This is a genomic window from Streptomyces sp. NPDC023838 (assembly GCF_040639555.1).
GTDB lineage: Bacteria > Actinomycetota > Actinomycetes > Streptomycetales > Streptomycetaceae > Streptomyces.
Genome location: NZ_JBFAAD010000016.1, coordinates 13,080 through 38,922, shown reverse-complemented (window position 1 = coordinate 38,922; position 25,843 = coordinate 13,080). Strand labels below are relative to the sequence as shown.

Sequence of the window (25,843 nt, the reverse complement as noted above, 5' to 3'; positions counted from 1 at the left end):
CATGACCACCACCATCGCCCCCAGCCCGGTGCTCGAAGCGTCCGGCGTCACCATGCGGTTCGGCGGTCTGACCGCCGTACGCAATGTCGACCTCACCGTCAACAGCGGCGAGATCGTCGGTCTCATCGGCCCCAACGGCGCCGGCAAGACCACCTTCTTCAACTGCCTCACGGGGCTCTACGTCCCCACGGAGGGCAAGGTCTCGTACAAGGGGACCGTCCTCCCGCCCAAGCCGCACCTGGTCACCCAGGCCGGCATCGCGCGGACGTTCCAGAACATCCGGCTCTTCGCCAACATGACCGTTCTGGAGAACGTCCTCGTCGGGCGGCACACCCGCACCAAGGAGGGCCTCTGGTCCGCCCTGCTGCGCGGCCCCGGCTTCAAGAAGGCCGAGGCCAAGTCCCGCGAACGGGCCATGGAACTCCTGGCGTTCATCGGCCTGGAGCACAAGGCGGACCACCTCGCCCGCAATCTGCCCTACGGCGAGCAGCGCAAGCTGGAGATCGCCCGGGCGCTGGCGAGCGAGCCGGGGCTGCTGCTCCTGGACGAGCCGACCGCCGGTATGAACCCGCAGGAGACCCGCACCACCGAGGAACTGGTCTTCGCCATCCGGGACATGGGCATCGCCGTCCTCGTCATCGAGCACGACATGCGCTTCATCTTCAACCTGTGCGACCGGGTGACGGTGCTGCTCCAGGGCGAGAAGCTCGTCGAGGGCACGTCCGACGTGGTGCAGGGCGACGAGCGCGTCGTCGCGGCGTACCTCGGCACCCCGTTCGAGGGGGCGCCCGGGGACGAGGAGGTCGCGGAGGTGGAGGCCGCGGAGGCCTCGGCCGGGGCTTCCCCGTCGCCGGAGGCCGCTCCGGCCCCGGCCGAGACCGCCGAGGCTCCGGCCGAAGCCGCCGATGCTCCGGCCGAAGCCGAAGCCGCCGCCTCCCCCGAGGCTGAGGCCGAGGCCGAGGCCGAGGCCGGCGCTGACGCCGACGCCGACGCCGACGCTCCAGGAAAGACCCGTACCGAAGGAGACTCCCAGTGACCGCTCTTCTGGAAGTCGAAGACCTCCGCGTCGCCTACGGCAAGATCGAGGCCGTCAAGGGGATCTCCTTCAGCGTCGAGGCGGGCCAGGTCGTCACGCTGATCGGCACCAACGGCGCCGGCAAGACCACGACCCTGCGGACCCTGTCGGGGCTCCTCAAGCCCTCGGGCGGACGGATCACCTTCGACGGGAAGCCGCTGGAGAACATCCCCGCACACAAGATCGTCTCGCTGGGTCTGGCCCACTCCCCCGAGGGCCGGCATATCTTCCCGCGGCTGACGATCGCCGAGAACCTCCAGCTCGGAGCGTTCCTGCGGAGCGACAAGGCGGGCATCGAGAAAGACGTCCAGCGCGCCTACGAGCTCTTCCCCATCCTGGGCGAACGGCGCAAGCAGGCGGCCGGCACGCTCTCCGGCGGTGAACAGCAGATGCTCGCGATGGGCCGGGCCCTGATGTCCCAGCCCAAGCTGCTGATGCTGGACGAGCCGTCGATGGGGCTCTCCCCGATCATGATGCAGAAGATCATGGAGACCATCGTCGAGCTCAAGGCCCAGGGCACCACGATCCTGCTCGTCGAGCAGAACGCCCAGGCCGCGCTCTCCCTGGCGGACCACGCCCATGTGATGGAGGTCGGCGAGATCAAGCTCTCCGGCTCCGGCCAGGACCTCCTCCACGACGAGAACGTCCGCAAGACGTACCTCGGCGAGGACTAGCAGGGGTTACGTGTACGGGCCGCGCCACACTTCGTGGCGCGGCCCGTACACGTTGAGGGGCGCGGAGCCGGGACATTCGCGGCTCCGCCGCGATGGGGGTCCCCCCTGTTCGAGCGAAGCCGAGAACTTGGGGGAGCGACCAGCCACAGACCACCGGAAGCCGAAGACCGGGCCAGGGCTACCCCTTCGCCGCCTTCTTCTCCTCCGCGTCCTCGATGACCGCCTCCGCGACCTGCTGCATCGACAGGCGCCGGTCCATCGACGTCTTCTGGATCCAGCGGAACGCGGCGGGCTCACTCAGCCCGTACTGCGTCTGCAAAATCGACTTGGCGCGGTCGACGAGCTTGCGCGTCTCCAGACGCTGGGAGAGGTCCGCGACCTCCTGCTCCAGCGCCTTCAGCTCGGTGAACCGGGACACCGCCATCTCGATCGCGGGCACGACGTCGCTCTTGGAGAACGGCTTCACCAGATACGCCATCGCCCCGGCGTCCCGGGCCCGCTCCACCAGGTCGCGCTGCGAGAACGCGGTGAGCATCAGGACGGGCGCGATGGATTCCTTGGCGATCTGCTCGGCGGCCGAGATGCCGTCCAGGACCGGCATCTTCACATCGAGGATGACCAGGTCGGGGCGGTGCTCCCGGGCCAGCTCCACGGCCTTCTGGCCGTCCCCGGCCTCACCGACGACCGCGTAGCCCTCTTCTTCGAGCATCTCTTTGAGATCGAGGCGGATCAGGGCCTCGTCCTCGGCGATGACGACGCGGGTCGTCAGCGGCGGGACGTGCGACTGGTCGTCGTCGGCGACGGGCTGGGGCGACTCGGGGGCGGTCACGGGGGCTCCTTGATGCGGGGCAAGTACTGCTCTCCATGAGCCTACCTAGCTGCGGTATGGTGGACGCGCGCAGGGTCAAGGAAAACCTTTGATTCTTCGGGCCCCGGTAGCCCAATTGGCAGCAGGCAGTGGATTCAAAACCCACACAGTGTCGGTTCGAGTCCGACCCGGGGCACTTTTCCTTCGATTCCAAGGTCGCAATTCCGAAGCGGACCTTCTCGTTCTCGTGAAAAGCGGCCATAGCCGCTCGTGGTCACGGGCCGTCGCCACAGACTGCGCCCATGCACTTTCATGGCACGAGCGTGCGACAACAGGCACTGACCCTGCTCCGCGACGGCGCGAGGAACGTCGATGTCGCCCGCCGCGACTCCGTAGCCCTCATGGACCGCCACATCGGCCCCAAGCACTGACAGGCCCGGCCGGCGCGCTCAGCCCCTCAGGCTGTCCGCCTCGCCGATGTGGTGCACGCGGACGAGGTTGGTCGAGCCCGCGACGCCGGGCGGGGAGCCCGCCGTGATGACCACGATGTCGCCCCGCCGGCAGCGGCCGATCTTCAGGAGTTGTTCGTCGACCTGGGCGACCATCGCGTCCGTCGACTCCACGTGCGGCCCGAGGAAGGTCTCCACGCCCCAGGTGAGGTTGAGCTGGGAGCGGGTGGCCGGGTCGGGGGTGAAGGCGAGGAGCGGGATCGGGGAGCGGTACCGGGAGAGCCGCTTGACGGTGTCGCCGGACTGGGTGAAGGCGACGAGGTACTTGGCGTTGAGGAAGTCGCCCATCTCGGCGGCCGCGCGGGCCACCGCGCCGCCCTGGGTGCGGGGCTTGCTGCGTTCGGTGAGCGGCGGCAGGCCCTTGGCCAGGACGTCTTCCTCGGCCGCTTCGACGATGCGGCTCATCGTGCGGACGGTCTCCACGGGGTACTTGCCCACGCTCGTCTCGCCGGAGAGCATCACCGCGTCCGTGCCGTCGATGACCGCGTTGGCCACGTCGCTCGCCTCGGCCCTGGTGGGGCGGGAGTTGTCGATCATCGAGTCGAGCATCTGGGTGGCCACGATGACCGGCTTGGCGTTCCGTTTGGCGAGCTTGATCGCTCGCTTCTGGACGATCGGGACCTGTTCGAGGGGCATTTCGACGCCCAGGTCGCCGCGCGCCACCATGATTCCGTCGAAGGCTGCGACGATGTCGTCGATGCTGTCGACGGCCTGCGGCTTCTCGATCTTGGCGATCACCGGGACGCGGCGGCCCTCCTCGTCCATGACGCGGTGGACGTCCTCGATGTCGCGGCCGCTGCGGACGAAGGAGAGCGCGACGATGTCGGCGCCGGTGCGCAGGGCCCAGCGCAGGTCGTCGATGTCCTTCTCGGAGAGGGCGGGCACGGAGACGGCGACGCCGGGGAGGTTGAGTCCCTTGTGGTCGGAGACCATGCCGCCCTCGACGACGCGGGTGCGCACGCGCGGGCCCTCGACGCCGACGACTTCCAGGGCCACTTTGCCGTCGTCGACGAGGATGCGCTCGCCGGTGGTGACGTCGTCGGCGAGGCCCGTGTAGGTGGTGCCGCAGGTGTGGCGGTCGCCTTCGATGTTCTCGACGGTGATGGTGAACTCGTCGCCGCGTTCAAGCAGTACGGGACCTTCACGGAAACGCCCGAGGCGGATCTTCGGGCCTTGAAGGTCGGCGAGCACTCCGACGCTGCGGCCCGTTTCGTCGGACGCCTTGCGTACGCGCTGATAGCGCTCCTCGTGGTCGGCGTACGTGCCGTGGCTGAGGTTGAAGCGGGCGACGTCCATTCCGGCCTCGACCAGTGCCTTGATCTGGTCGTACGTGTCGGTGGCGGGCCCCAGGGTACAGACGATCTTTGCTCGGCGCATGGTTCGAGCCTAGGCCTTACCGGCCGGTAGAGAATTGGTCCCGCGTGACTACTCAACAACCTTTGCATGAAGGGTTATTGACAACTGTTGAATTGTGCGCAGGGGCGCTCCGATGAGCGGGGCGGAGTTCTTCGCGCGCTCGGCGCAAAGCCTTGACATGTTCAGGCCTCAACGATGGAATATGTGAGTTTTCGTTCGACCTCGTTGAATTGCGTGCTACTACACCGACGGAGCCGCACATGAACTCGTTCAGAAAACGGGCCGGAGCCGCACTCGCCGCGCTGCCCCTCCTCCCCCTCTCCCTCCTCGCGGGTGGGGCCGCCGCCCTCACGGCCGCGACCGCCACCCCCGCCGCGGCCGTCGACAACGGCCTCGCCCGGACCCCGCAGATGGGGTTCAACAACTGGAACTCCACGCACTGCCGCGCCGAGTTCAACGAGGCGATGGTCAAGGGGATCGCCGACACCTTCGTCTCGCAGGGCCTCAAGGACGCCGGCTACACCTACGTCAACCTGGACGACTGCTGGGCCCAGCCGAACCGGGACGCGAGCGGCAACCTCGTCCCCGACCCGGTGCGCTTCCCCCACGGCATCAAGGCGGTGGCCGACTATGTGCACTCCAAGGGGCTGAAGTTCGGCCTCTACTCCAGCGCGGGCACCAAGACCTGCGACGGTCAGGGCTTCCCCGGCGGACTCGGCCACGAGCAGCAGGACGCCAACCTGTGGGCCTCCTGGGGCGTCGACTATCTCAAGTACGACAACTGCAACAACAACAACGTCGACGCCAGGCAGCGGTACAAGGCGATGGGTGACGCGTTGAAGGCGGCCACGCGCACCACCGGCCGGCCGATCCTCTACAGCATCTGCGAGTGGGGCTCCAACCAGCCCTGGACCTGGGCTCCGGCGGTCGGCAACTCCTGGCGGACCACCGGTGACATCAGCGACTCCTGGTCGAGCATGATCTCCATCGCGCACCAGAACCAGCCGCTCGCGCCGTACGCCGGGCCGGGCGCCTGGAACGACCCCGACATGCTGGAGGTCGGCAACGGCGGGATGACCGACACCGAGTACCGCACCCACTTCAGCCTCTGGTCGCAGATGGCCGCGCCGCTGCTGATCGGCAGCGATCTGCGCACCGCGAGCGCCTCGACGCTCGCCATCCTCAAGAACGCCGACGTGATCGCGGTGGACCAGGACCCGCTCGGCAAGCAGGGCACGGTCGTCTCCAGCTCCGGCGGCCTGGTCGTGATGTCCAAGCCGCTGGCCGACGGCGGCCGTTCGGTCACGCTGACGAACGAGACCACCTCGACCAGGACGGTCTCGACGACCGTGAAGGACATCGGCATCGGCGGGGCGTCCTCGTACGCCCTGAAGGACCTGTGGTCCAAGGCCACGAGCACGACCACCAGCGCCATCAGCGCGTCGGTGCCCGCGCACGGCACGGTCATGTTCCGGGTGACGCCCGGCAGTCCGGTGCCGCCACCGACCGGACTGAACCAGCTGAGCGATCTGCCGTGGACGTCGGCGGTGGGCGGCTGGGGCCCGGTGGAGCGCGACCGCAGCAACGGCGAGCAGGCGGCGGGCGACGGCCGCACCCTGACCATCGGCGGCACGGCCTACGCCAAGGGCCTCGGCACGCACGCGCCCAGCGACATCTCCTACTACCTGGGCGGCGCCTGCTCCTCGCTCGGGGTCGACGTGGGCGTCGACGACGAGTCAACGAACGGCGGGTCCGTACGGTTCCAGGTCTGGCGGGACGGGACGATGGTCGCCGACAGCGGGGTGCGGACCGCGGCCGATCCGCCGAAGCACCTGAGCGTCGACGTGAAGGGCGGGACGAAGCTGCGGCTCGTCGTCACCGATGGAGGCGACGGCATCACTTACGACCACGCCGACTGGGCCGACGCGAAGCTGGCCTGCGGGGCCGGTCCCTCGGCCGGTACGCACGACCTCAGCGACCTGACCTGGTCCTCGGCCGCGAACGGGTGGGGGCCGGTGGAGCGGGACCGCAGCAACGCGGAGCAGGCGGCGGGGGACGGTACGCCGCTCACGGTCAACGGGACGGTGTACGCGAAGGGGCTCGGCACGCATGCGGCGAGTTCCGTCTCGTACTACCTGGGAGGTTCGTGCTCCTCGTTGACCACGGCGGTGGGGGTGGATGACGAGGTCGCCGGTAAGGGGTCTGTTGTCTTTCAGATCTGGCGCGACGGCGTGCTTGCCGCCGACAGCGGGAAGTTGACGTCGGCGGACCCCGCGAAGCAGCTGTCCGCCGATCTGTCGGGCGCGCTTGAGGTGCGGCTCGTCGTCACCGACGCGGGTGACGGGGTCGACTATGACCACGGTGACTGGGGTGGGCCTCGGGTTGTTTGTGCCTAGCGTTCGTCTGCGGGCCGGTAGGGGCTGGTCGCGCCCGCGCGGCGGAGCCGCAGATGTCACAGCCCCGCGCCCCTGAAAGCAAGGGGGTGCGGCGGCCCCAGGGCAACCAAGCGGGGGGTGCGGCGACCCCGGGGCCGTCAAAGCAAGGAGGGTGCGGCGGACCTCGGGCGAGCGCCTTCGCCCGAGGTCCCGCCGTGTGACTTCGAACGGTCACTCGATCGAAACCCGTCAGGGGTGTTGCGGACGGCTGTTCTGCGCCAAAATCCTCTCGACCATCTACGCGCGTCGCCCCTGTCTACGCGCGTAACGCATCGTCAGGGAGTGCATCACATGCCGCTGAACCGTAGGACGTTCCTGGGCACCACGGCCGCCGCCGGAGCCGGTGCGGCCATAGTCGGGGGTGCCGCCGCTCCCGCCGAGGCCCACGAGCACGGGCACGGCCACGGGCGTGCGCCGAAGCGGTACTCGTTCAGCGTCATGGGCACCACCGACCTGCACGGCAACGTCTTCAACTGGGACTACTTCACGGACAAGGAGTTCGACGACAAGGCACACAACGACGTCGGCCTCGCCAAGATCTCCACGCTCGTCGAGCAGATCCGCAAGGAGAAGGGCCGCCACAACACCCTGATGATCGACGCGGGTGACACCATCCAGGGCACCCAGCTCTCGTACTACTACGCCAAGGTCGACCCGATCACGGCCAAGCACGGGCCGGTGCACCCGATGGCGCAGGCCATGAACGCGATCGGCTACCACGCCGCCGCCCTCGGCAACCACGAGTTCAACTACGGCATCCCGGTGCTGCGCAAGTTCGAGGAGCAGTGCGACTTCCCGCTGCTCGGCGCCAACGCGCTGGACGCCAAGACGCTGAAGCCGGCCTTCCGGCCGTACGTCATCAAGCGGCTGCGCACCCCGCACGGGCGGGACGTCAAGGTCGCGATCCTCGGTCTCACCAACCCCGGCATCGCGATCTGGGACAAGGCCAACGTCAGCGGCAAGATGGTCTTCCCCGGCCTTGAGGAGCAGGCCGCGAAGTGGGTGCCCAAGCTGCGCTCGATGGGCGCGGACGTGGTGATCGTGGCCGCCCACGCGGGCTCCTCGGGCACCTCCTCGTACGGCGACCAGCTCCCGTACATCGAGAACGCGGCCGCGCTGGTGGCCGAGCAGGTGCCGGGGATCGACGCGATCCTGGTCGGGCACGCGCATGTGGAGATTCCCGAGTACCGGGTGAAGAACAAGCAGACCGGCAAGGACGTCGTGCTCTCCGAGCCGCTGAAGTGGGGCCAGCGGCTGACCGTCTTCGACTTCGAGCTGGTGTGGGAGAAGGGCTGCTGGGCGGTCGAGAAGGCCGGGTCCAAGGTCCTCAACTCCAACACCGCCGTCGAGGACCCGAAGATCGTCCGGCTGCTCTCCGACGAGCACAAGAAGGTCGTGGCATACGTCAACCAGGTCATCGGCACGTCGAAGGCGGCCATGACCACCGCCGAGGCGGCCTGGAAGGACGAGCCGATCATCGACCTGATCAACGCGGTTCAGGTGGACACGGTCAAGGCGGCGCTGGCGGGCGGCGCCTACGCGTCCCTGCCGGTGCTGTCGCAGGCGTCCTGCTTCTCGCGCACGGCCGTCATCCCGGCCGGCCAGGTCACCATCAAGGACGCGGCCGGGCTGTATCCGTTCGAGAACACGCTGGAGGCCCGGCTCCTGACGGGTGCGCAGCTCAAGGACTACCTGGAGTTCTCGGCCCGGTACTACGTCCAGACGGCGGCCGGGGCGCCCGTCGACCCGGCGAAGCTGACGAACGCCGAAAACACGCCGGACTACAACTACGACGCGGTGTCGGGGCTGAAGTACGACATCGACATCGCGAAGGCGGCGGGGTCGCGGATCTCGAACCTCACGTTCCAGGGCAAGCCGCTGGATCCCGCCGCGCAGTTCGTGCTGGCCGTCAACAACTACCGGGCCAATGGCGGGGGCAACTTCCCGCATGTCGCCGCGGCCAAGCAGCTGTGGGCGAACTCCGAGGAGATCCGCAACACGATCATCGCGTGGGTGAAGGCGAAGGGTGTTGTCGACCCTGCCGCGTTTGCCTCCGTGGACTGGAAGCTGGTCCGGGACGGGGTCGCTGTGTTCTAGGCCTTCGTCCGGGGGACGGCGCGGTTTTCGCCGACCGCCCTCCGAATGGGTCACCCCTCCAAGGGGATCAAGCCGCCCGGCGCCTTCGGTGCCGGGCGGGCCTCTTCCGGCTTGGCCAGGCCGAACGTCGTGAACGCCGTGCGCTCCGGCAGCGGGTACGGCTCCTTGCCCGTCAGGGTGTTCAGGATCGCCGCGCTGCGCCAGGCCGCCAGGCCCAGGTCGGGGGCGCCGACCCCGTGCGTGTGCTTCTCGGCGTTCTGGACGTAGACCGCGCCCGTGACCGAGCCGTCCAGGACCAGGCGGAAGTCCGCGTCGATGCGCGGTCGTTCGGAGGCGTCCAGGCGCATGTAGGGGTCGAGGCCGGAGAGCATGCGGGCCAGGGGGCGCTCCCGGTAGCCCGTGGCGAGGACCACCGCGTCGGTGGTCAGCCGGGAGCGCACGCCCTGCTGGGTGTGTTCCAGGTGCAGCTCGACCTTGGTGGTGGCGACGCGGCCCGCCGTACGGACGTTGACGCCGGGCGTGAGGGTGGCGTCGGGCCAGCCGCCGTGCTGGGTGCGGCGGTAGAGCTCGTCGTGGATGGCGGCGATGGTGTCCGCGTCGATGCCCTTGTGGAGCTGCCACTGGCGGGGCACGAGTTCGTCGCGGACGGGCTCGGCCAGGGCGTGGAAGTAGCGGGTGTAGTCGGGGGTGAAGTGCTCCAGGCCGAGCTTGGAGTACTCCATGGGCGCGAACGTCTCGGTGCGGGCGAGCCAGGTGAGGCGCTCGCGGCCCGCCGGGCGGTTGCGCAGCAGGTCGAGGAAGACCTCGGCGCCGGACTGGCCGGAGCCGATGACGGTGATGTGGTCGGCGGCGAGGAACCGGTCGCGGTGGTCGAGGTAGTCGGACGAGTGGATCACCGGGACGGCGGGCGCGTCGGCGAGCGGGCGCAGCGCCTCGGGCACGTAGGGCTCGGTGCCTACGCCGAGGACGAGGTTGCGGGCAAAGGCGCGGCCCAGCGCCTCGGCCTGGCCGTGGACGTCGAGCTGGGTGAAGTCGACCTCGAACACCTCCCTTTCGGCGTTCCAGCGCACCGCGTCGACCTGGTGCCCGAAGTGCAGTCCGGGAAGGTTCTCGCTGACCCAGCGGCAGTACGCGTCGTACTCGGTGCGCTGGATGTGGAAGCGCTCGGCGAAGTAGAACGGGAAGAGCCGCTCGCGGTGGCGCAGGTAGTTGAGGAACGACCAGGGGCTCGCGGGGTCGGCGAGGGTCACCAGGTCCGCCAGGAACGGGACTTGGAGGGTGGCGCCCTCGATGAGCAGCCCGGGGTGCCAGTGGAAGGCGTGGCGCTGTTCGTAGAAGGCGGTCGAGAGCCCGCCGGGCACACCGTGGGCGAGGGCGGCGAGCGAGAGGTTGAAGGGGCCCACCCCGATGCCCACCAGGTCGTGCGGTCGGTCGATGTCTTGGGCGGGTGCCGGTGCGGTCATCGCGGGATGCTGCCTTCCACGGTCTTGAGGAGCTGTGCCAGGTCGCCGGTGGTGGTGTGGGGGTTGAGGAGGGTGGCCTTGAGCCAGAGGCGGCCGTCGGCGCGGGCCCTGCCGAGGACGGCCCGGCCCTCGGTGAGCAGGGCGCGGCGGATCCCGGCGACCTCGTCGTCGGGGGCGCCCGTCGGGCGGAACAGGACGGTGGAGAGCGCGGGGCGCTCGTACAGGTCGAGGCGGGGGTGTTCCTCGACCAGGTCCGCGAAGGTCATCGCGAGGGCGAGGGTGCGGTCGACGAGGCTCGCGAGGCCGGTGCGGCCGAGCGCGCGGAGCGTGACGGCGATCTTCAGTACGTCCGGTCTGCGGGTGGTCCGCAGGGAACGGCCGAGGAGGTCGGGCAGGCCCGCTTCGGTGTCGTCGTCGGCGTTGAGGTAGTCGGCGGTGTGCGCGAGCGGGGCGAGGCGGGCCGGGTCGGGGACCGCGAGCAGTCCGGCGGCGACCGGCTGCCAGCCGAGTTTGTGCAGGTCGAGGGTGACGGAGTGGGCGTGTTCGAGGCCGCGCAGCTTGCCGCGGTGGCTGTCGCTGAAGATCAGCGGCCCGCCGTACGCGGCGTCGACGTGCAGCTCGGCGCCGTGCCGGGCGCACAGCGCGGCGATCTCGGCGAGCGGGTCGATCGCGCCGGTGTCGGTGGTGCCGGCGGTGGCGGTGACCAGGACGGGGCGGTGCAGGTCGGTGAGGGCGTCGTCCAGGGCCGCGAGGTCGAGGGTGCCGGAGGGGGCGGGGACGGTGACCGGCTCGGGGAGGCCGAGGAGCCAGGCGGCGCGGGCGATGGAGTGGTGGGTGTGGGCGCCCTGGACGATCTGGACGGCGCCGTGCCGCTGGCGGGCAAGCAGGAGGGCGAGCTGGTTGGACTCGGTGCCGCCGCTGGTGACGAGCGCGTCGCCGCCGGGCCAGAACTCGGCGGCCAGCGCCCGGGTGACGAGGGCTTCGAGCTCGGCGGCGGCGGGCGCCTGGTCCCAGGAGTCGAGGGACGGGTTGAGGGCGGAGGCGGCGAGGTCGGCGGCCGCGGCCAGGGCCAGCGGCGGGGTGTGCAGGTGGGCGGCGCAGCGGGGGTCGGCGGGGTCGGCCGCGCCTTCTGCCAGGGCCCGCACCAGTGTGGTCAGCGCCTCCTCGGCGCTGGTGCCGTGTGACGGGAACGCCTCCCCGACCGCGGCCCTGACCCGTACGGCCACCGCCTCCGGGCCGCCGCCCGGCAGCGGGCCGCCCCGGGCCACCGCACCGTCGCGCAACGCGTCGAGGACGACGCCGAGGAGGGGGTGCAGGGCGGCGGGGCCGGTGGGGCCGCCGGCGAGGGGCGGGGTGTGCATGGGGGGTGTCCTTCGGTGTGCGAACGACGGCCTCACCAGCGTGGAGCGTCCCGGCGCGGTGGGGCTGCCCTGCACAACGATCTCAACCCGAAAGTGGTACTGGCCCCCCGGAGGCGGGGTGTTGGGGGGTGGCGCACTGGTATGAGCACGCCACCGCCCCAGGAGCCCGGGTCAGGCGTCCCGCACCGCCAGCGCCCTGCGCAGGTCGTCGACCTGGTCGGTCAGCTTGCGCCGCAGGGCCGGGAGGAGGTCGTCGCGGGACAGGCACGCCTCGCCCAGGGCCACCGCCTCCGGGTCGACCGCGAAGGCCGGGAAGGCGTAGCGGCCCGCCGCCTCCGCGATCGCGGGGCCGCGCCGGGCGGCCAGCGGGACCGCGTCCACGTAGAAGCGGGACACGTACTCCCGTACCAGATCGGCCTGTTCGGGCTGCCAGAAGCCCTGGGCGGTCGCCGTGAACAGGTAGTTGGAGAGCGCGTCGTCCTCGAACATCGCGGCCCACGCGGCGGCCTTCGCGGACGCGTCCGGCAGCGCGGCGCGGCAGCGCGCCGCGCCCTCCTCGCCGGTCGCGCTGGGGTCGCGGGCCAGCTCGGCTGCGATCCGGTCCTCGGAGGTCGCGCCCAGCACCGCGAGGCGGTTGAGGACGCGCCAGCGCAGCTCCGGGTCGAGCTCGGGGCCGCCGGGGACGCTTCCGTCGGCCAGCCACTCCTGGATGGTGTGGGGCTGGGTGGCGCAGTCGATGAAGTGGCGCACGGCGGTGAGCCGCAGGCCCGGGTTGTCGCCGTCCTCGGTGCGCCGGATCAGGTCCCGGGTCAGCTCGCCGAGCAGCGCGAGGGCGGCGGGGCGCGCGCCGTCCGCGAGATAGCGGCCGACGACCTGTGCGGTGGCGAAGGTGAGGACGCCCTGCACGATCGCCAGGTCCGACTCGTACGGGAGGTGGGCGCGGGCCGCCTCCAGGTAGGCGGCGGGCGGCAGCTGCCCGTCGCGGACCATGTCGCGGGCCGCGTTCCAGACGACGGCTCGGGCCAGGGGGGCGGGCAGTGCGGACAGGGAGCGCAGGGCCGTCTGCCACGACTCGGTGTCCAGGCGCACCTTGGCGTAGCTGAGGTCGCCGTCGTTGAGGAGTACGAGCGCGGGGCGCGCGCCGGTGCGGGTGACCGGCTCGGCGGCGGGCACGTCGGTCTCGAAGCGCTCGCGCAGCACCAGCTGTCCGGGGCGCGCCGGGTCGGTGTCGTACGCGCCGACGGCGATCCGGTGCGGCCGGTCGCCGTCCTGCTCGACGGCGAGCGTCCAGGAGCCCCCGTTCTCCCCGACCACGGGCGTCAGGGTGTCCACGCCGGTGGTGCGCAGCCACTTCTCGGCCCAGGCGTGCACATTGCGGTCGGTGGCGGAGGCCAGGTTGTCGATGAAGTCGGCGAGCGTGGCGTTGCCGAACTTGTGCCGCTTGAAGTGGGTGTTGATGCCCGCGAGGAAGTCCTTCTCGCCCAGCCAGGTCACCAGCTGGCGCAGTGCGGAGGCGCCCTTGGCGTAGGAGATGCCGTCGAAGTTGAGCATCGCGGAGGCGGTGTCGGGCACGGCGTCCGGGTCGGGGGCGACGGGGTGGGTGGAGGGCCGCTGGTCGGCGTCGTAGCCCCAGGCCTTGCGGACGATTCCGAAGTCGACCCAGGTGTCGGTGAAGCGGGTGGCCTCGGTGAGGGTCTGGTAGCCCATGTACTCGGCGAACGACTCGTTCAGCCAGATGTCGTCCCACCAGCGCAGGGTGACCAGGTCGCCGAACCACATGTGGGCCATCTCGTGCGCGACGACCATGGCGCGGGTCTGGCGCTCGGTGTCGGTGACGGCGGAGCGGTAGATGAACTCGTCGCGGAAGGTGACCAGGCCCGGGTTCTCCATGGCGCCCGCGTTGAACTCGGGCACGAAGGCCTGGTCGTAGGAGTCGAAGGGGTAGGCCTCGTCGAACTTCTCGTGGTAGCGGTCGTAGCACTGCCGGGTGATCTCGAAGAGTTCCTCGGCGTCGGCGTCCAGGTGGGGCGCGAGCGAGCGGCGGCAGTGGAGGCCGAAGGGCAGGCCCGCGTGCTCGGTGGTCACCGAGTGCCAGGGGCCGGCGGCGAGCGCCACGAAGTAGGTGGAGAGGAGCGGGGTGGTGGCGGCCTTCCAGCGGCCGTCGCCCTGGTGCTCGGTGATGCCGTTGGCCAGCACGGTCCAGCCTTCGGGCGCGGTGACCGTGAGGTCGAAGGCGGCCTTCAGGTCGGGCTGGTCGAAGGCGGCGAAGACGCGCTGCACGTCTTCCATGAAGAGCTGGGTGTACGTGTAGGTCTCGCCGTCGACCGGGTCGGTGAAGCGGTGCAGGCCCTCGCCGGTGTGCGAGTACGTCATCTCGGCTTCGACGCGCAGCTCGTGCGGGCCGGCGGCGAGGCCGGTGAGCGCGAGGCGGTTCTCGACGAGGGCGGCGGGGTCCAGCGGCTGCCCGTCGAGGCTGACCGAGCGCAGGGTGGCCGGCTTGACCTCGACGAACGTGTCCCCGGCCGCGCGTGCGGTGAAATGGATGACGGTCTGGGAGTCGAAGGTCTCCTCGCCGGTGGTGAGATCGAGCTCGATCTCGTACCGCTGGACGTCGAGGAGCCGGGCACGGGTCTGCGCTTCGTCGCGCGTCAGTACGGACATGGGGGCCATGCTGCCCGATGGGCCCCTGTCCGCACAGTGGGATTCCGTTGCGCTCTCAGCGCAGGGCGGGTAAGGGCGCGCGGCGGCTCAGGACGACTTGGCGATCGTCTCGTGGTGTCTGATCACCTCCGCGATGATGAAGTTCAGCAGCTTCTCGGCGAAGGCCGGGTCCAGCTTGGCGCTCTCCGCCAGGCCCCGCAGCCGGTCGATCTGCTCGGCCTCGCGGGCCGGGTCGGCCGGGGGCAGCTTGTGCTCGGCCTTGAGGTGGCCGACCTGCTGGGTGCATTTGAAGCGCTCGGCGAGCATGTGGACGACGGCCGCGTCGATGTTGTCGATGCTGTCCCGGAGCCGGGCGAGCTCCGCCTGCACGGAGGGGTCGATCGTGGTCATGGTCGTCGAGCTTACGTGGCCGGGCCCGGGATCGTCGGAGGGTGTTCAGGATCCGGGATCCGGCTGCTCCAGCCGCCGGGAACCGCCCGGCCCTGCTGCTCGCGGAAGCGGACCGGGGCGGTGCCGACACGGCGGGTGAACAGGCGCGAGAAGTACGCGGGGTCGTCGTAGCCCACCCGGCGAGCCACCGCGGCGACCGGCAGCTCGGTGGCGGCGAGCAGCTCCTTGGCCCGGCCGAGCCGGATGCCCAGGAGGTAGTCCTTGGGGCTGCACCCGGCGCCCCGGCGCACCGCCGTGCGCAGCTCCGCGGGGGTCATGCCGTGCCGGGCGGCGTGCTCGGCCACCGACAGGGGCTGGAAGGCGTCGCGGGCGAGGGCCTGGAGGACGGGGTCGCCGTCGGGCGCGAGATCGGCGCGGGCGCGGCGCAGCGCGACGAGGAGTTCGTGGACGGCCGCGCCCGTCTCGACCTCCAGGAGCGGGTTGCCCCGGCGGGCCGCCCGGGCGATCCGGCCGACGGCTGCCCGGGCGGCGGCCGTGTCGGCGAGGGGGACGACGGGCCGGTCGGGCTCTATGTAGCCGAGTTCGGTGTACGTGGTGGTGGCGGGCCCGGTGAAGTCGACGAACGACTCGTCCCAGCCGGTGGCCGGGTCGGGCCCGTAGTGGTGCGGCACGCCCGGGGTGAGCCAGAGCAGCGCGGGCGCGGTCACGGTGAGGCGCTCTCCGTCCGCGCCCCGGAACCAGCCGCCGCCCGCGCCGATCACCACGGCGACGTGGTGGTCCAGGGTGCGCGGCCCGACGGTGGGCAGCGCGCCGTGCTGCATCCCGACGCCGAGGCAGACCAGACCGAGCCGGTGGTGGACCGGGCTCGGCGTGAAGTAGCGCATCCAGGTGTGGTACATGCCGGTTCTGCCGCCTCCCGTCCCCCCTTTGCGTCCAATCAGCGCCGATCTTTGTCCATGGACCGGCGCCCGCGCCAGAGGCGAGGCTGAGCCCGGATGATCGAGAGACGGGCGGGGCCGGTGGCTGACTTCACCGTGGGTGACGAGGACTTTCTGCTGGACGGGCGGCCGGTGCGGCTGCTCTCGGGGGCGCTGCACTACTTCCGGGTGCACGAGTCCCAGTGGGGCCACCGGCTCGCGATGCTGCGGGCGATGGGGCTGAACTGCGTCGAGACGTATGTGCCGTGGAACCTGCACGAGCCGGCTCCGGGCCGCCACCGGGACCCGCAGGCGCTGGGCCGGTTCCTGGACGCGGCGCACGCGGCCGGGCTGTGGGCGATCGTGCGCCCCGGCCCGTACATCTGCGCCGAGTGGGAGAACGGCGGGCTGCCGCACTGGCTGACGGGGGCGCTGGGGCGGCGGGTGCGCACCCGGGACCCGGAGTATCTGCGAGAGGTGGAGCGCTGGTTCCGGGTGCTGCTGCCGCAGGTCGTGGCCCGGCAGGCGGACCGGGGCGGCCCGGTGGTGATGGTGCAGGTGGAGAACGAGTACGGCAGCTACGGCTCGGACCGGGTCTATCTGCGCGTGCTCGCGGACCTCCTCGCCGAACTGGGCGTGGGCGTCCCGCTGTTCACCTCCGACGGGCCCGAGGACCACATGCTGAGCGGCGGGTCCCTGCCGGGGGTGCTCGCCACCGCGAACTTCGGCTCAGGCGCCCGCGAAGCCTTCGAGGTGCTGCGCCGCCACCGCCCCGAGGGGCCGCTGATGTGCATGGAGTTCTGGTGCGGCTGGTTCGACCACTGGGGCGCGGAGCCGGTGGTGCGGGACGCGCGCGAGGCGGCGGGGGCGCTGCGCGAGATCCTGGGGTGCGGCGCCTCCGTCAACCTCTACATGGCGCACGGCGGCACCAGCTTCGCCGGCTGGGCGGGCGCCAACCGGGACGGCGAGGCGCATCTGGGGACGCTGCGGCCGGACGTCACCTCGTACGACTACGACGCGCCGATCGACGAGTACGGCCGCCCGACGCCGAAGTTCTGGGCGTTCCGCGAGGTGCTCGCCGAGTACGCGGACGGCCCGCTGCCCGAACTTCCGCCCGCGCCACCGGTGTTGGGCGCCCCGGTCACCGTGCCGCTGACACAGTGGGTGGCGGCCGAGGACGTGCTGGAGGCGCTGGGCTCGGCGGAGGGCGAGCACGGGGTGCCGCCGACGTTCGAGGAGCTGGACGTGGACCGGGGCGTGGTGCGCTACCGGTTCGAGGTGCCCGGGCCCCGGCAGCCCTATCCGCTGAGGGTGCTGGGCCTGCGGGACCGGGCGGTCGTGTACGTCGACGGGGTGCGGGCCGGGGTGCTCACCGAGGACGACGCGGCGCTGCCGGAGCCCGTGGCGGGGCCCGCCGTGGTCGAGCTGTGGGTGGAGTCGCTGGGGCGCGTCAACTACGGGCCCAGGCTCGCCGAGCCCAAGGGGATCACCGGCGGAGTGCTGCACGAACGGCAGTTCCTGCACGGTGTGCGGGTGCGGGGGCTGCGACTGGACGCGTTCGAGGACGCCGGGCGGGTGCGGCGGCTGCCGTTCCGTTCACCTGCGGAGGCGGGGCGGGGACTGTTTCGAGGCACCTTCGATGCACCCCGTCCCGGCGACGCACGCCTTGAATTCGCAGGCCTGGTACGGGGTTTCGTCTGGGTTAACGGCTTCAACCTCGGACGTTACTGGACCGTCGGGCCACACCGGTCGCTGTACGTCCCGGGGGCGGTGCTGCGGGATCAAGCCAACGAGGTCTGGGTGTGGGAGCTCGAGGCTGAGGACTCAACGGGTCCGGAAGTGACGTTCCATTAGCCTCGAGGCGGGCGCGTCGGGAGAGGGAACGCGCTTTCATGAGGCGAGTGCGCCGGCAACACGGTCCAGAACATCTTCTTCAACTGAGCGGCGTGAGTGAACGACCGTCCGGCAGCCTCTCCCCGGCCGCCGGACGGTCCGCCTCTGCCTACACCTCCGTCACCTCGAACGCGTCCAGCGTGAACTCCGCCGTGCCGTCGTCCCCGGTCTTGCGCAGCCCGACCCACGCCTCGCCGGTCGCGGGGGCCGTGAACTCGTAGACGAACGCGGTCGGTCCGGTCGCCTCGCCGAACATCTCACGGCTCAGCTCGCGCGTGCCGTCTCCCTCGTCGACGGCGGTGATCCAGGCGTACTGGCCGGCCTTCTCGCTCTCGTAACGGAAGCCCACGCGATAGCGCTTACTGGGGAGGAAACGGACGGTGAACGGCACGGTCCGGTAGACCAGGCCGTCGTTCTCGCCGCGTGACTTGAGCGACTGGCCGCCGTCGATCACGTCGTCGATCGCCTTCCCGCTCCAGCCGCGCTGGGTGTACGGGGCGTGCCGCTGCGCGATGTGGGTGCGCGGGTCGGTGGCGCCGCCCGCGTCGCCCTTGACGAAGACGCCCCAGCCCTGCGGCACGTTCTCGAAGTCCTCGTAGGCCAGCGCGCCTTCCTTGGCGGTGGGCCGGGCCGCCACGACCCGTACGTTGTCGAACCGCACCCGGGCCTGCCCCGCCTCCGCGCGCAGGCTCAGCTCGACCGGGCCGCCGCCCTCGGGGACCGTGAAGTGGGTGAACATCCGCTGGAAGCGGGTGCCGTGCTTGCGGTCGGCGGCGACGTAGTTGCCCGCGGTGGAGGTCTCCGTCCAGGTCCGCGCGCTCACCCCGTCGGCGGTGCGCACCTCCAGGGCCGCGACCCGCCGCTCCCCCGCCCGCTCGCCCACCTCGACCTGCACGGACGCGGCGTACGTCCCGGGCGCGAGGCGGGCCAGGCGCTGGCCGACGCAGGCCGCCGCGCCCGCGTCGATCACCAGCTCGTAGTCCCCGAGCGCGCTGCGGCGTACGGACGCGGGGCCGCTGACCGTCCAGCCCTTCAGGGAGCCGGAGTGGAAGCCGGGGTCGTACAGCCCGGTGCCCTGGCCCCAGCGCGGGTCCCGGCCGCGGGCGCGCTCGCGCAGGACGACATAGGGCTGTCCGGCCGCGGCGCCCTCGATGGTGACCGTGCCGGAGCGGACCGGCAGCTCGCGCTCGTACGCCCGGCCCTGGTCGGTGAGCCGGTACAGGACCACCGTGCGGGCTCCTTCCCAGCCGCGCGGCAGCCGCCAACTGGTGGTGCCACCGGCCGGGTTGTAGTGGTACAGCTTGGCCGGGTCGGCGGCGCGGCGGGGCTCCCAGGGCAGCAGATAGGCACCGCCGTCGTACACCACGCGCGCGTCCGTGGTGATCCGGCGGGTGCCGTCGGCGTCGGAGACCGAGGTGGCCCCGGGGCCGAAGAAGGTGACCTCGTGGTCGGTCCAGCGCCGGACCGGATACGCCTGGAGGTACTTGGCGGGCAGCGAGTGCGTCCAGATCAGCTGGTAGAACGCCGTCCAGTCGGTCTTGCCGACCCACCCCTCGAAGTTGCCCATGCGGACGTGGCCGAGCAGGGTCGGCCACTTGTCGGCGAAGACGTCCTTCTGGTGGTTGCGGATGAAGCGGATGAGGCGGGAGTTGATGCCGCGCGAGGTGTCGCCGCCGTAGTCCGTCTCGTTGGCCCAGTGCGACCAGAGCGAGGAGCGCTCCAGGCCGTGGCCCCACTCGGAGGTGACCAGCCAGCCCTGGTCGCGCAGTTCGCGCTGGAGGCGGTCGGAGGTCCAGCCGGACTCGCGGAAGACGTCGATGTAGAGGGCGTCCAGCGCCGGGTCCGCGTCGCGGCGCAGCGCGGCGAACCGCCGGGCGATGTCACCGGAGACCAGGTCGCGGCGCTGGTCGATGCGGTACGACTGGTCGAGCCAGTCCCACTGCTCGTTCGCCTTGTCGACCAGCGTCTCGGAGAAGGCGTGGGCGACGGGGTAGGACTCGGTGGCGTTGACGTGGACGGCGAAGTCGCTGTTCCACTTCTTCCCCTCGCGGACCAGGTGGTTGAGGTCCTCGATGCCGCCCGCGCGCTCGTTGTAGTTGCCCGCGTAGTCGGGGTGGGCCGAGTCGTGGCCCTCGGACTGGTAGCCCTTGAGCAGGGTGTACTGGCGCAGCCCGTCGGTGGCCAGCGAGATCCGCTTGACGTTGTCGAGGGTGGCCAGGAACGGGTTGGTCGCCTGCGAGGCGAAGTTGAAGGGGATGTGCGGGACGACCCGCAGGTGCTGTTCGTCGGCGCCGAGCGGGTTCACCATGATGTCGCGGAAGGCGATGGCCGCGTCCTGCCAGTCGACGGTGCCGTCGCCGTTCCGGTCGCCGGTGACGATCACGGTGGCGTACGGCAGCGGCTCGGTGTCCTGGACGGCGGCGGTGGCGGCCCGGTGCGTCCACTGGCCGGGGACGAGCCGCGCCTCGACGTACCCGTCCCGTTTGAGGACCTGGCGCCACAGCCGCCCGTTCTCCCAGGTGGTCCCGGCCGCGCTGTCGGGCTTGTCGTAGACGGTGTTGGTCTCGACGGCCCCGCCGAGCCCGTCGTGGGCGACCACGGCATAGGCGCAGCCGACCGGCGCCGGGTCCGGCGCGGTGTCCGGGGTGACGGTGACCAGCGTGTCGCCGCTCTTCGCCTTGTCCAGCTGGATCCGGGCGGCGAGCAGGGCCGCGCCCGGCTGGTCGCCGCGCACGGAGAGCAGGGCCAGACCGGGGATCTGGAAGGTGCCGACGCGCAGGGACGCGGTGTCGTCGATCCGGGTCACCCGCCAGTCGACGCGGTGGCCCCGGACGCGGATCTCCACGCCGATCTCGGTGCCGCCGTCGAAGGCGAGCGTGTACGCGGCCCGGTCCCGGCCCGTGCGCGCGGTGACCCGGGGCGTGTGGGCGGCCCCGTCGACCAGCACGCTCGTCACCGGCTCCGCCTGCCCGTACAGCTTCGCGCCGCTCGCGCGGTCGGTGTACGAGACGATGCGGGGGAAGGCGGTGTCGAGGCGTACGTCCAGGTCGGGCGAGCGGATGACGCGCTCGCCGTCCGCCGCCGCGCGGGCGGCGCCGGGCGCGCCGAGCGCGGCCCCCGCCCCGGCCAGCGCGGTGGCGGCCACCACCGTCCTCCGCTTGGGTCCGCGTATGTCGGCGTTCACGTCGGCGTCCTCCTCGTGACGGGGTGTCTCGTGCCTGGTCACGATGGGGCGGACGGGGGTGGCGTGCCCATGGACAAAGGGGAGGGGGGTGTTGGATTAAGTGCTCGTCCGCGGCCCGGTGGGGGCTGCTCGCGGGGAACCGCCCGAGCGGCCCGCCACCGGCCCGCGGGTGAACGCGGCGGCTACAGCGTCGCCGCGGCCTTCGCGATGTCGGCGGCGAAGGTCGAGACCTCGCTGTACACGCCGGGGTAGCCGGGCTCGGCGCAGCCCTGGCCCCAGCTCACGATGCCGACCTGGATCCAGGCGTTGTCGTTGTCCTTGCGGAACATGGGGCCGCCGGAGTCGCCCTGGCAGGTGTCGACGCCGCCCTGCTGGACGTAGCCCGCGCAGATCTCGTCGCTCGGGACGAGGTCGCTGCCGTACGCCTGCTGGCACTGGGCGTCGGAGACGAACGGGACCGTCGCCTTGTAGAGGTACCTCTGCTGGCCGCCGCCCTCGCTGCGGGCGCCCCAGCCGGCGATGGTGAAGGTGCCGTTGTTGAACGCGGTCGTGGTGGCGATCTTCAGGGTCGGCTGGCTGACCGGCTTGGCGAGCTTGATCAGTGCCCAGTCCTTGCCCTTGCCGTTGTAGCCGGGCGCCTGGAGCACCTTGGTCGACCTCACCTTGACGGCGCTGCTGCTCTGGAGGTCGACGACGCCCGTGGTCGCGGTGATGGAGGTGTTGGCGCCGGAGCCGTCCACGCAGTGGGCCGCGGTGAGGACGATCTGCTGGGTGTAGAGGGCGCCGCCACAGCCCATGGAGAGGCGGACCATGAACGGGAACTCGCCCTGGGCGGCGCGGGTTCCGCCGACCACGGGCGCGGGGGACGCGGAGGCGCCGGTGGCGGGCTGGAGGGTGAACGCGGCGAGGGTGACCGCCGCGACGGCTATGCATCTCTTGAGCGCACGCACGAGTGTGTTCTTCAAGGGACTGCCCTTCGTGGGGGGTTGGTGTCCGCGCCCCGGCGCGCCATGGGGATGACATGGGCGCGTCAATGCGCGTGCTGTGGAGTATGAGAGCCCCCGGGGCGCCCGACAAGGCTTGCTTTCCGGCCATACGCGGGGAGGGGCGGGATGCCGCGGGTCCCTCGTACAGTGGAGGCCGGTTCACCGGCGTACGGGGGTGACAGCGTGGCCCACGAGAGCGCGGCCGGGTCCGGGTCCGGTGGCCCGTCCGGTCCGGTCGTCCACGGGTTTCCGCACATCGAGACCGTGCGGGCGTCGATCACCGCGTTGTACCGGCGGCTGTCGTACGACGGGATCCAGGGGTACGCGACGAGCGTCCTCCCCGTCGACGTGGCCTTCGCCGACCACGACGACCTCCATCTGGGCGCCCAGCGGGTGGCCCGGGCGCTGGTCCAGCACCTGCACCTGCCCGACGCCCGGATGATCGTCGGTTTCCGCGAGATGCAGCACGCGGCGTCGGTCGAACTGGCCGCCGGGCCCGAGTACTTCATCGAGCTCAACGACCGCTTCCGGCGCCACCGGCGGGACATCGGGGCGGCGCTCGCGCACGAGATCACGCACGTGCTGCTGCACCGGCTCGGACTGGCGTTCCCGGGGACGCGGGACAACGAGATCCTCACGGACACAGCGACGACGTATCTGGGGGCCGGGTGGCTGCTGCTCGACGCGTTCCGGGAGGACGGGGTGTCCAGCCAGAAGCTGGGCTATCTGACGCCGGAGGAGTTCGGTTACGTCCTGGCGAAGCGGGCGGCGGTGTTCGGCGAGGACCCGTCGCCGTGGTTCACCAGCCCGCAGGCGTACCCCGCGTACCGGACCGGGCAGGCCCGAGCCCGCCTCGACGCGGAGCAGCCGCCGTTGGCGGCGGCGGGGTGGGTGGGGCGGCGGCGGTACGCGAAGGATCGGCGGGGCGCGCGGGAGGGAGTGCGGGCGGCCCTCGGCATGCCGTACTCCTTCGAGGGGGAGGGGGCCTCGCTGCGGGTGTGCTTCCCGTGCCCTACGTGCGGGCAGCGGAATCGGGTGGGGGTCCGGGGGAGGGTGCGGGTGCGGTGCGGGGTGTGCGGGGCGGTACTGACGTGCGACACGTAGCGGGTGGTCTCCCGGCGGGCTGGTCGCACAGTTCCCCGCATCCCTGAAGGATGCGGGGTGCAGCGCCCCGCACCCCCCAAGGGGCGCGGGGCTGTGACATGTGCGGCTCCGCCGCGTGGGCGCACTCAGCCCGAACCGGCCCGCAGGTGAAACTGGAGCGCGCGTCCTCAGCAGGCGAAGTCGACCAGGTCGAACGTCCCGTAGTGGTCCGAGGTGTAGTAGTCCTCGTGCGCCTGGCGGCCGGTGACGATGCGGCGGGCGCCCCGCGTCGGGGAGCCCGGCGTCTTCACCGTGTACTCGTGGTAGTAGCCGCTCGGCTCCGACGGCAGCACGTCCTCGCGGTTGGAGAAGACGACACCGTCCTGGGAGTACGGGAACGGGCCGCCCTTGTCGATGAGCCGCAGCGTGTCGTACGCCTGCGAGGGCAGCTCGGAGTAGCAGATGCTGCCGGCGCTCTGGACGGAGGCGGCGGACGTCGTGGACGCGGTGGCGTCGAGCGCGCCCGGGCCGAGGAGCAGGGCGGCGGCGAGGGTCGCGATTCCGCCGAACGTGGTGATGCGTGGGGGGATTCTCATGCGGTCATGATGACGCGCGTAGACCCGCCGCCGTCAACGCCAATTCCGTTGAATTTCCCACGAGTTAACCTGCGGCACCCGCCCGTAACGGAACCGTCCGCCGCTCTTTGCTCTCATGGAAAGAATTTGCCATTCTTTCGTTTAAGCGAACTAAAGGCCTTGCTACTCTCTCCCGCCATGGACCACAGACTCGCTGCCGACCGCGCCAAAGCGGTCGAAGATCTTGTCTCCGTGACGCGCGAACACAGCGGTGTCACGGTGATGTTCCACACCGCGGTCGCCGAAAGGCAAGGCCTGGGCGCCTCCGAAACCAAGACGCTCGATCTGCTGGAGCGGTTCGGTCCGCTCACCGCAAAAGAACTCTCCCAGCACACCGGTCTCGCCCCCGCCTCCGTCACCGGCCTCGTCGACCGTCTGGAGGCCAAGGGGTTCGCACGGCGCGCCAAGCACCCCACGGACAAGCGGCGCGTCCTCATCGAGATCCGCCGGGAGAACATCGACGACCTGAAGCGGTTCTTCGTGGACTGGTCCCATCAAGTGGCCGACTTCTGCGAGGAGTTCACGACGGACGAGCTGGAAACCGTGATCCGCTTCCTCGCCGGCAACAGCACGCTCCAGCGCGAGGCGGCGGCGCGGCTGGGGCCGTAGCGCGGGACGCGCCGCCGCGCCGCCGCCCCCTCACCCCGCCCCGTACACCGCCCCCGGCGCCTGAGCCTCCCGCAGCAGCCTTCGGGCCGCCTCCCCCGCCTCCGCCGGGGTCCAGCGGGCTCCGTTGTCGGCCGTCGGGCCCGGGCGCCAGCCCTCCATCACCGTGATGCGGCCCCCCTCCGCCTCGAAGACCCGGCCCGTCACCCCCTCGCTCGCCGCCGAACCGAGCCACACCACCAGCGGCGACACGTCCTCGGGGGCGGCCGCGAGGCCGGTGAAGACCTGCTCGGTCATCCGGGTGCGCGCCGCCGGGGCGATCGCGTTGACCTGGACGCCGTACCGGGCCAGCTCCGCCGAGGCCACCAGGGTCAGACCGACGATCCCGGCCTTGGCCGCCGCGTAGTTGCCCTGGCCCACACTGCCGAGCAGGCCCGCGCCCGAGGTCGTGTGGACGACCCGGGCCACCGGCCGGCGGCCCGCCCTGGACTCGGCGCGCCAGTGCGCCGCCGCCTCCCGCAGCGGCAGGAAGTGGCCCTTGAGGTGGACGCGCAGGACCGCGTCCCAGTCGTCCTCGTCGAGGTTGACCAGCATCCGGTCGCGCAGGAAGCCCGCGTTGCTCACCAGCGTGTCCAGTCGGCCGAAGTGGTCGAGGGCGGCTTCGACGAGGGAGGCCGCGCCCTTCGCCGTCGCGATGTCCCCGCCGTGCGCGACCGCCTCGCCGCCCGCCGCGCGGATCTCGCCGGCGACCTGCTCGGCCGGGCTGCCGGGGGCCGGGGCGCCGTCCAGACCGACACCGAGGTCGTTGACGACGACCTTCGCCCCCTCGGCCGCGAACGCCAGGGCGTGCGCACGGCCGAGCCCTCGCCCCGCCCCGGTCACCACGACGACCCGCCCCGCACTCATGTCCGTCATCTCAACTCCCGTACCTCTCGGGTGACTTGTTGACCGTGGCCGCGTCCAGGAACGCCGGGCGCTCGCCGCCGCCGTGGACCAGGAGGGACGCGCCGGTGATGTACGCGGCCCGGTCCGAGGCGAGGAAGACCGCCGCCTCCCCCACCTCGTCCGGCTCGGCGAGCCGCCCCAGCGGTACGGTCCGGGCGACGGCCGCGACGCCCTCCGCGTCCCCGTAGTGCAGCCGCGCGAGCTCGGTGCGGACCATGCCGAGCACGAGCGTGTTGACCCGCACCCCGGGCGCCCACTCCACCGCCATCGAGCGGGCCAGGTTCTCCAGCCCCGCCTTGGCGGCGCCGTACGCGGCGGTGCCGGGCGAGGCACGCGTGCCGCTGACGCTGCCGATCATCACCACCGAGCCGCCGGACGCGCGCAGATGCGGGTACGCGGCGAGCGAGGCGGTGAGCGGCGCGGTCAGGTTGAGCTCCACCACGCGCGCGTGGCGCTCGGCGGACGACTCGCCCAGCAGGCGGTAGGGCGTGCCGCCCGCGTTGTTGACGAGCACGTCGAGGTGCCCGCACTCCGCCGCGACCGCGTCGAAGAACTCCCGTACGGCCGACGGTTCGCGCAGATCCAGCGGTCGGAACTCGGCCTTCCGGCCCGCCGCTTCGACCGGCCGCTCAGGCGGTCTGCGGGCGCAGACCACCACCTCGGCGCCGGCCGCCAGGAACGCCCGCGCGATGCCCGCGCCGACGCCCCGGGTGCCGCCCGTGACGACCGCCGCCTTCCCGGCCAGCTCCATCCGCTGCTACCTTC

20 protein-coding genes and 1 tRNA gene are annotated in these 25,843 nt (G+C 71.5%); 9 read left to right on the top strand and 12 right to left on the bottom strand.

Annotated features, from left to right (window positions below):
• Window position 1 precedes the first annotated feature (1 nt).
• Both AB0G17_RS20435 and AB0G17_RS20430 read left to right on the top strand, forming a co-directional pair.
• Window positions 2-1,036: an ABC transporter ATP-binding protein gene (locus AB0G17_RS20435; protein WP_361384347.1), complete on the top strand. Its 1,035-nt coding sequence runs from the start codon at window positions 2-4 to the stop codon at window positions 1,034-1,036.
• Entirely contained in the window at window positions 1,033-1,749 is a 717-nt protein-coding gene (locus tag AB0G17_RS20430) for an ABC transporter ATP-binding protein (RefSeq protein WP_361384344.1), read from the top strand. The genes AB0G17_RS20435 and AB0G17_RS20430 overlap by 4 nt, the downstream gene beginning before the upstream one ends.
• 178 nt (window positions 1,750-1,927) lie before the next feature.
• On the opposite strand, the gene AB0G17_RS20425 is transcribed toward AB0G17_RS20430, so the two are convergent.
• Window positions 1,928-2,578 carry a response regulator gene (locus tag AB0G17_RS20425; protein WP_361384341.1) on the bottom strand — a complete coding sequence of 217 codons (651 nt, stop codon included), beginning with the start codon at window positions 2,576-2,578 and terminating at the stop codon, window positions 1,928-1,930.
• A gap of 100 nt (window positions 2,579-2,678) precedes the next feature.
• Between AB0G17_RS20425 and AB0G17_RS20420 the strand changes: the two genes are divergently transcribed.
• Both AB0G17_RS20420 and AB0G17_RS20415 read left to right on the top strand, forming a co-directional pair.
• Window positions 2,679-2,753: transfer RNA gene (locus AB0G17_RS20420), tRNA-Leu, on the top strand.
• A gap of 106 nt (window positions 2,754-2,859) precedes the next feature.
• On the top strand, window positions 2,860-2,988 hold the full coding sequence (locus AB0G17_RS20415) for a hypothetical protein (RefSeq protein ID WP_361384338.1): 129 nt from the start codon (window positions 2,860-2,862) through the stop codon (window positions 2,986-2,988).
• Between the two features lie 18 nt (window positions 2,989-3,006).
• Here the strand turns inward: AB0G17_RS20415 and pyk are convergent, their stop codons facing one another.
• The gene (gene pyk, locus AB0G17_RS20410) at window positions 3,007-4,443 is read right to left on the bottom strand and encodes a pyruvate kinase (RefSeq protein ID WP_361384335.1); all 1,437 of its coding nucleotides are present in this window, start codon (window positions 4,441-4,443) and stop codon (window positions 3,007-3,009) included.
• Between the two features lie 239 nt (window positions 4,444-4,682).
• Between pyk and AB0G17_RS20405 the strand changes: the two genes are divergently transcribed.
• Complete coding sequence (locus AB0G17_RS20405; protein WP_361384332.1) at window positions 4,683-6,818, top strand: NPCBM/NEW2 domain-containing protein; 2,136 nt, start codon at window positions 4,683-4,685, stop codon at window positions 6,816-6,818.
• Window positions 6,819-7,148: 330 nt separating this feature from the next.
• On the top strand, window positions 7,149-8,954 hold the full coding sequence (locus tag AB0G17_RS20400) for a 5'-nucleotidase C-terminal domain-containing protein (RefSeq protein WP_361384329.1): 1,806 nt from the start codon (window positions 7,149-7,151) through the stop codon (window positions 8,952-8,954).
• A 50-nt stretch (window positions 8,955-9,004) separates the two neighbouring features.
• Here AB0G17_RS20400 and AB0G17_RS20395 read toward each other — a convergent pair whose 3' ends face one another.
• The 5 genes from AB0G17_RS20395 to AB0G17_RS20375 form a co-directional block, all read right to left on the bottom strand.
• Window positions 9,005-10,417, bottom strand: coding sequence for a SidA/IucD/PvdA family monooxygenase (locus AB0G17_RS20395; protein ID WP_361384326.1), 1,413 nt, complete (start codon window positions 10,415-10,417; stop codon window positions 9,005-9,007).
• Window positions 10,414-11,778: an aminotransferase class V-fold PLP-dependent enzyme gene (locus AB0G17_RS20390; RefSeq protein WP_361384324.1), complete on the bottom strand. Its 1,365-nt coding sequence runs from the start codon at window positions 11,776-11,778 to the stop codon at window positions 10,414-10,416. The genes AB0G17_RS20395 and AB0G17_RS20390 overlap by 4 nt, the downstream gene beginning before the upstream one ends.
• Window positions 11,779-11,949: 171 nt before the next feature.
• On the bottom strand, window positions 11,950-14,439 hold the full coding sequence (pepN, locus tag AB0G17_RS20385; protein ID WP_361384320.1) for an aminopeptidase N: 2,490 nt from the start codon (window positions 14,437-14,439) through the stop codon (window positions 11,950-11,952).
• A gap of 87 nt (window positions 14,440-14,526) precedes the next feature.
• Complete coding sequence (locus tag AB0G17_RS20380; RefSeq protein ID WP_361384317.1) at window positions 14,527-14,829, bottom strand: chorismate mutase; 303 nt, start codon at window positions 14,827-14,829, stop codon at window positions 14,527-14,529.
• Window positions 14,830-14,840: 11 nt separating this feature from the next.
• Window positions 14,841-15,728: an AraC family transcriptional regulator gene (locus AB0G17_RS20375; RefSeq protein ID WP_361384314.1), complete on the bottom strand. Its 888-nt coding sequence runs from the start codon at window positions 15,726-15,728 to the stop codon at window positions 14,841-14,843.
• 120 nt (window positions 15,729-15,848) lie between these two features.
• Here AB0G17_RS20375 and AB0G17_RS20370 point away from each other — a divergent pair, with 120 nt between their 5' ends.
• Window positions 15,849-17,600: a beta-galactosidase family protein gene (locus tag AB0G17_RS20370; protein WP_361384678.1), complete on the top strand. Its 1,752-nt coding sequence runs from the start codon at window positions 15,849-15,851 to the stop codon at window positions 17,598-17,600.
• 148 nt (window positions 17,601-17,748) lie between these two features.
• On the opposite strand, the gene AB0G17_RS20365 is transcribed toward AB0G17_RS20370, so the two are convergent.
• Window positions 17,749-20,823, bottom strand: coding sequence for an endo-alpha-N-acetylgalactosaminidase family protein (locus AB0G17_RS20365; RefSeq protein ID WP_361384311.1), 3,075 nt, complete (start codon window positions 20,821-20,823; stop codon window positions 17,749-17,751).
• Between the two features lie 182 nt (window positions 20,824-21,005).
• A complete protein-coding gene (locus AB0G17_RS20360; protein WP_361384308.1) occupies window positions 21,006-21,788 on the bottom strand; it encodes a serine protease in 783 nt (260 codons plus the stop codon).
• A gap of 204 nt (window positions 21,789-21,992) precedes the next feature.
• Here AB0G17_RS20360 and AB0G17_RS20355 point away from each other — a divergent pair, with 204 nt between their 5' ends.
• Entirely contained in the window at window positions 21,993-22,913 is a 921-nt protein-coding gene (locus AB0G17_RS20355) for a hypothetical protein (RefSeq protein WP_361384305.1), read from the top strand.
• 167 nt (window positions 22,914-23,080) lie between these two features.
• Here the strand turns inward: AB0G17_RS20355 and AB0G17_RS20350 are convergent, their stop codons facing one another.
• The gene (locus tag AB0G17_RS20350) at window positions 23,081-23,488 is read right to left on the bottom strand and encodes a ribonuclease domain-containing protein (protein ID WP_361384302.1); all 408 of its coding nucleotides are present in this window, start codon (window positions 23,486-23,488) and stop codon (window positions 23,081-23,083) included.
• A 177-nt stretch (window positions 23,489-23,665) separates the two neighbouring features.
• On the opposite strand from AB0G17_RS20350, the gene AB0G17_RS20345 reads away from it, so the two are divergent.
• Window positions 23,666-24,136, top strand: coding sequence for a MarR family transcriptional regulator (locus tag AB0G17_RS20345; RefSeq protein WP_361384299.1), 471 nt, complete (start codon window positions 23,666-23,668; stop codon window positions 24,134-24,136).
• Between the two features lie 30 nt (window positions 24,137-24,166).
• On the opposite strand, the gene AB0G17_RS20340 is transcribed toward AB0G17_RS20345, so the two are convergent.
• Both AB0G17_RS20340 and AB0G17_RS20335 read right to left on the bottom strand, forming a co-directional pair.
• Window positions 24,167-25,048 (bottom strand): SDR family oxidoreductase, encoded by an 882-nt coding sequence (locus tag AB0G17_RS20340; protein WP_361384296.1) that lies wholly within the window; start codon window positions 25,046-25,048, stop codon window positions 24,167-24,169.
• A 1-nt stretch (window position 25,049) separates the two neighbouring features.
• Window positions 25,050-25,829, bottom strand: a complete 780-nt coding sequence (locus AB0G17_RS20335; protein WP_361384293.1) for an SDR family oxidoreductase — start codon at window positions 25,827-25,829, stop codon at window positions 25,050-25,052.
• Window positions 25,830-25,843: the final 14 nt, after the last annotated feature.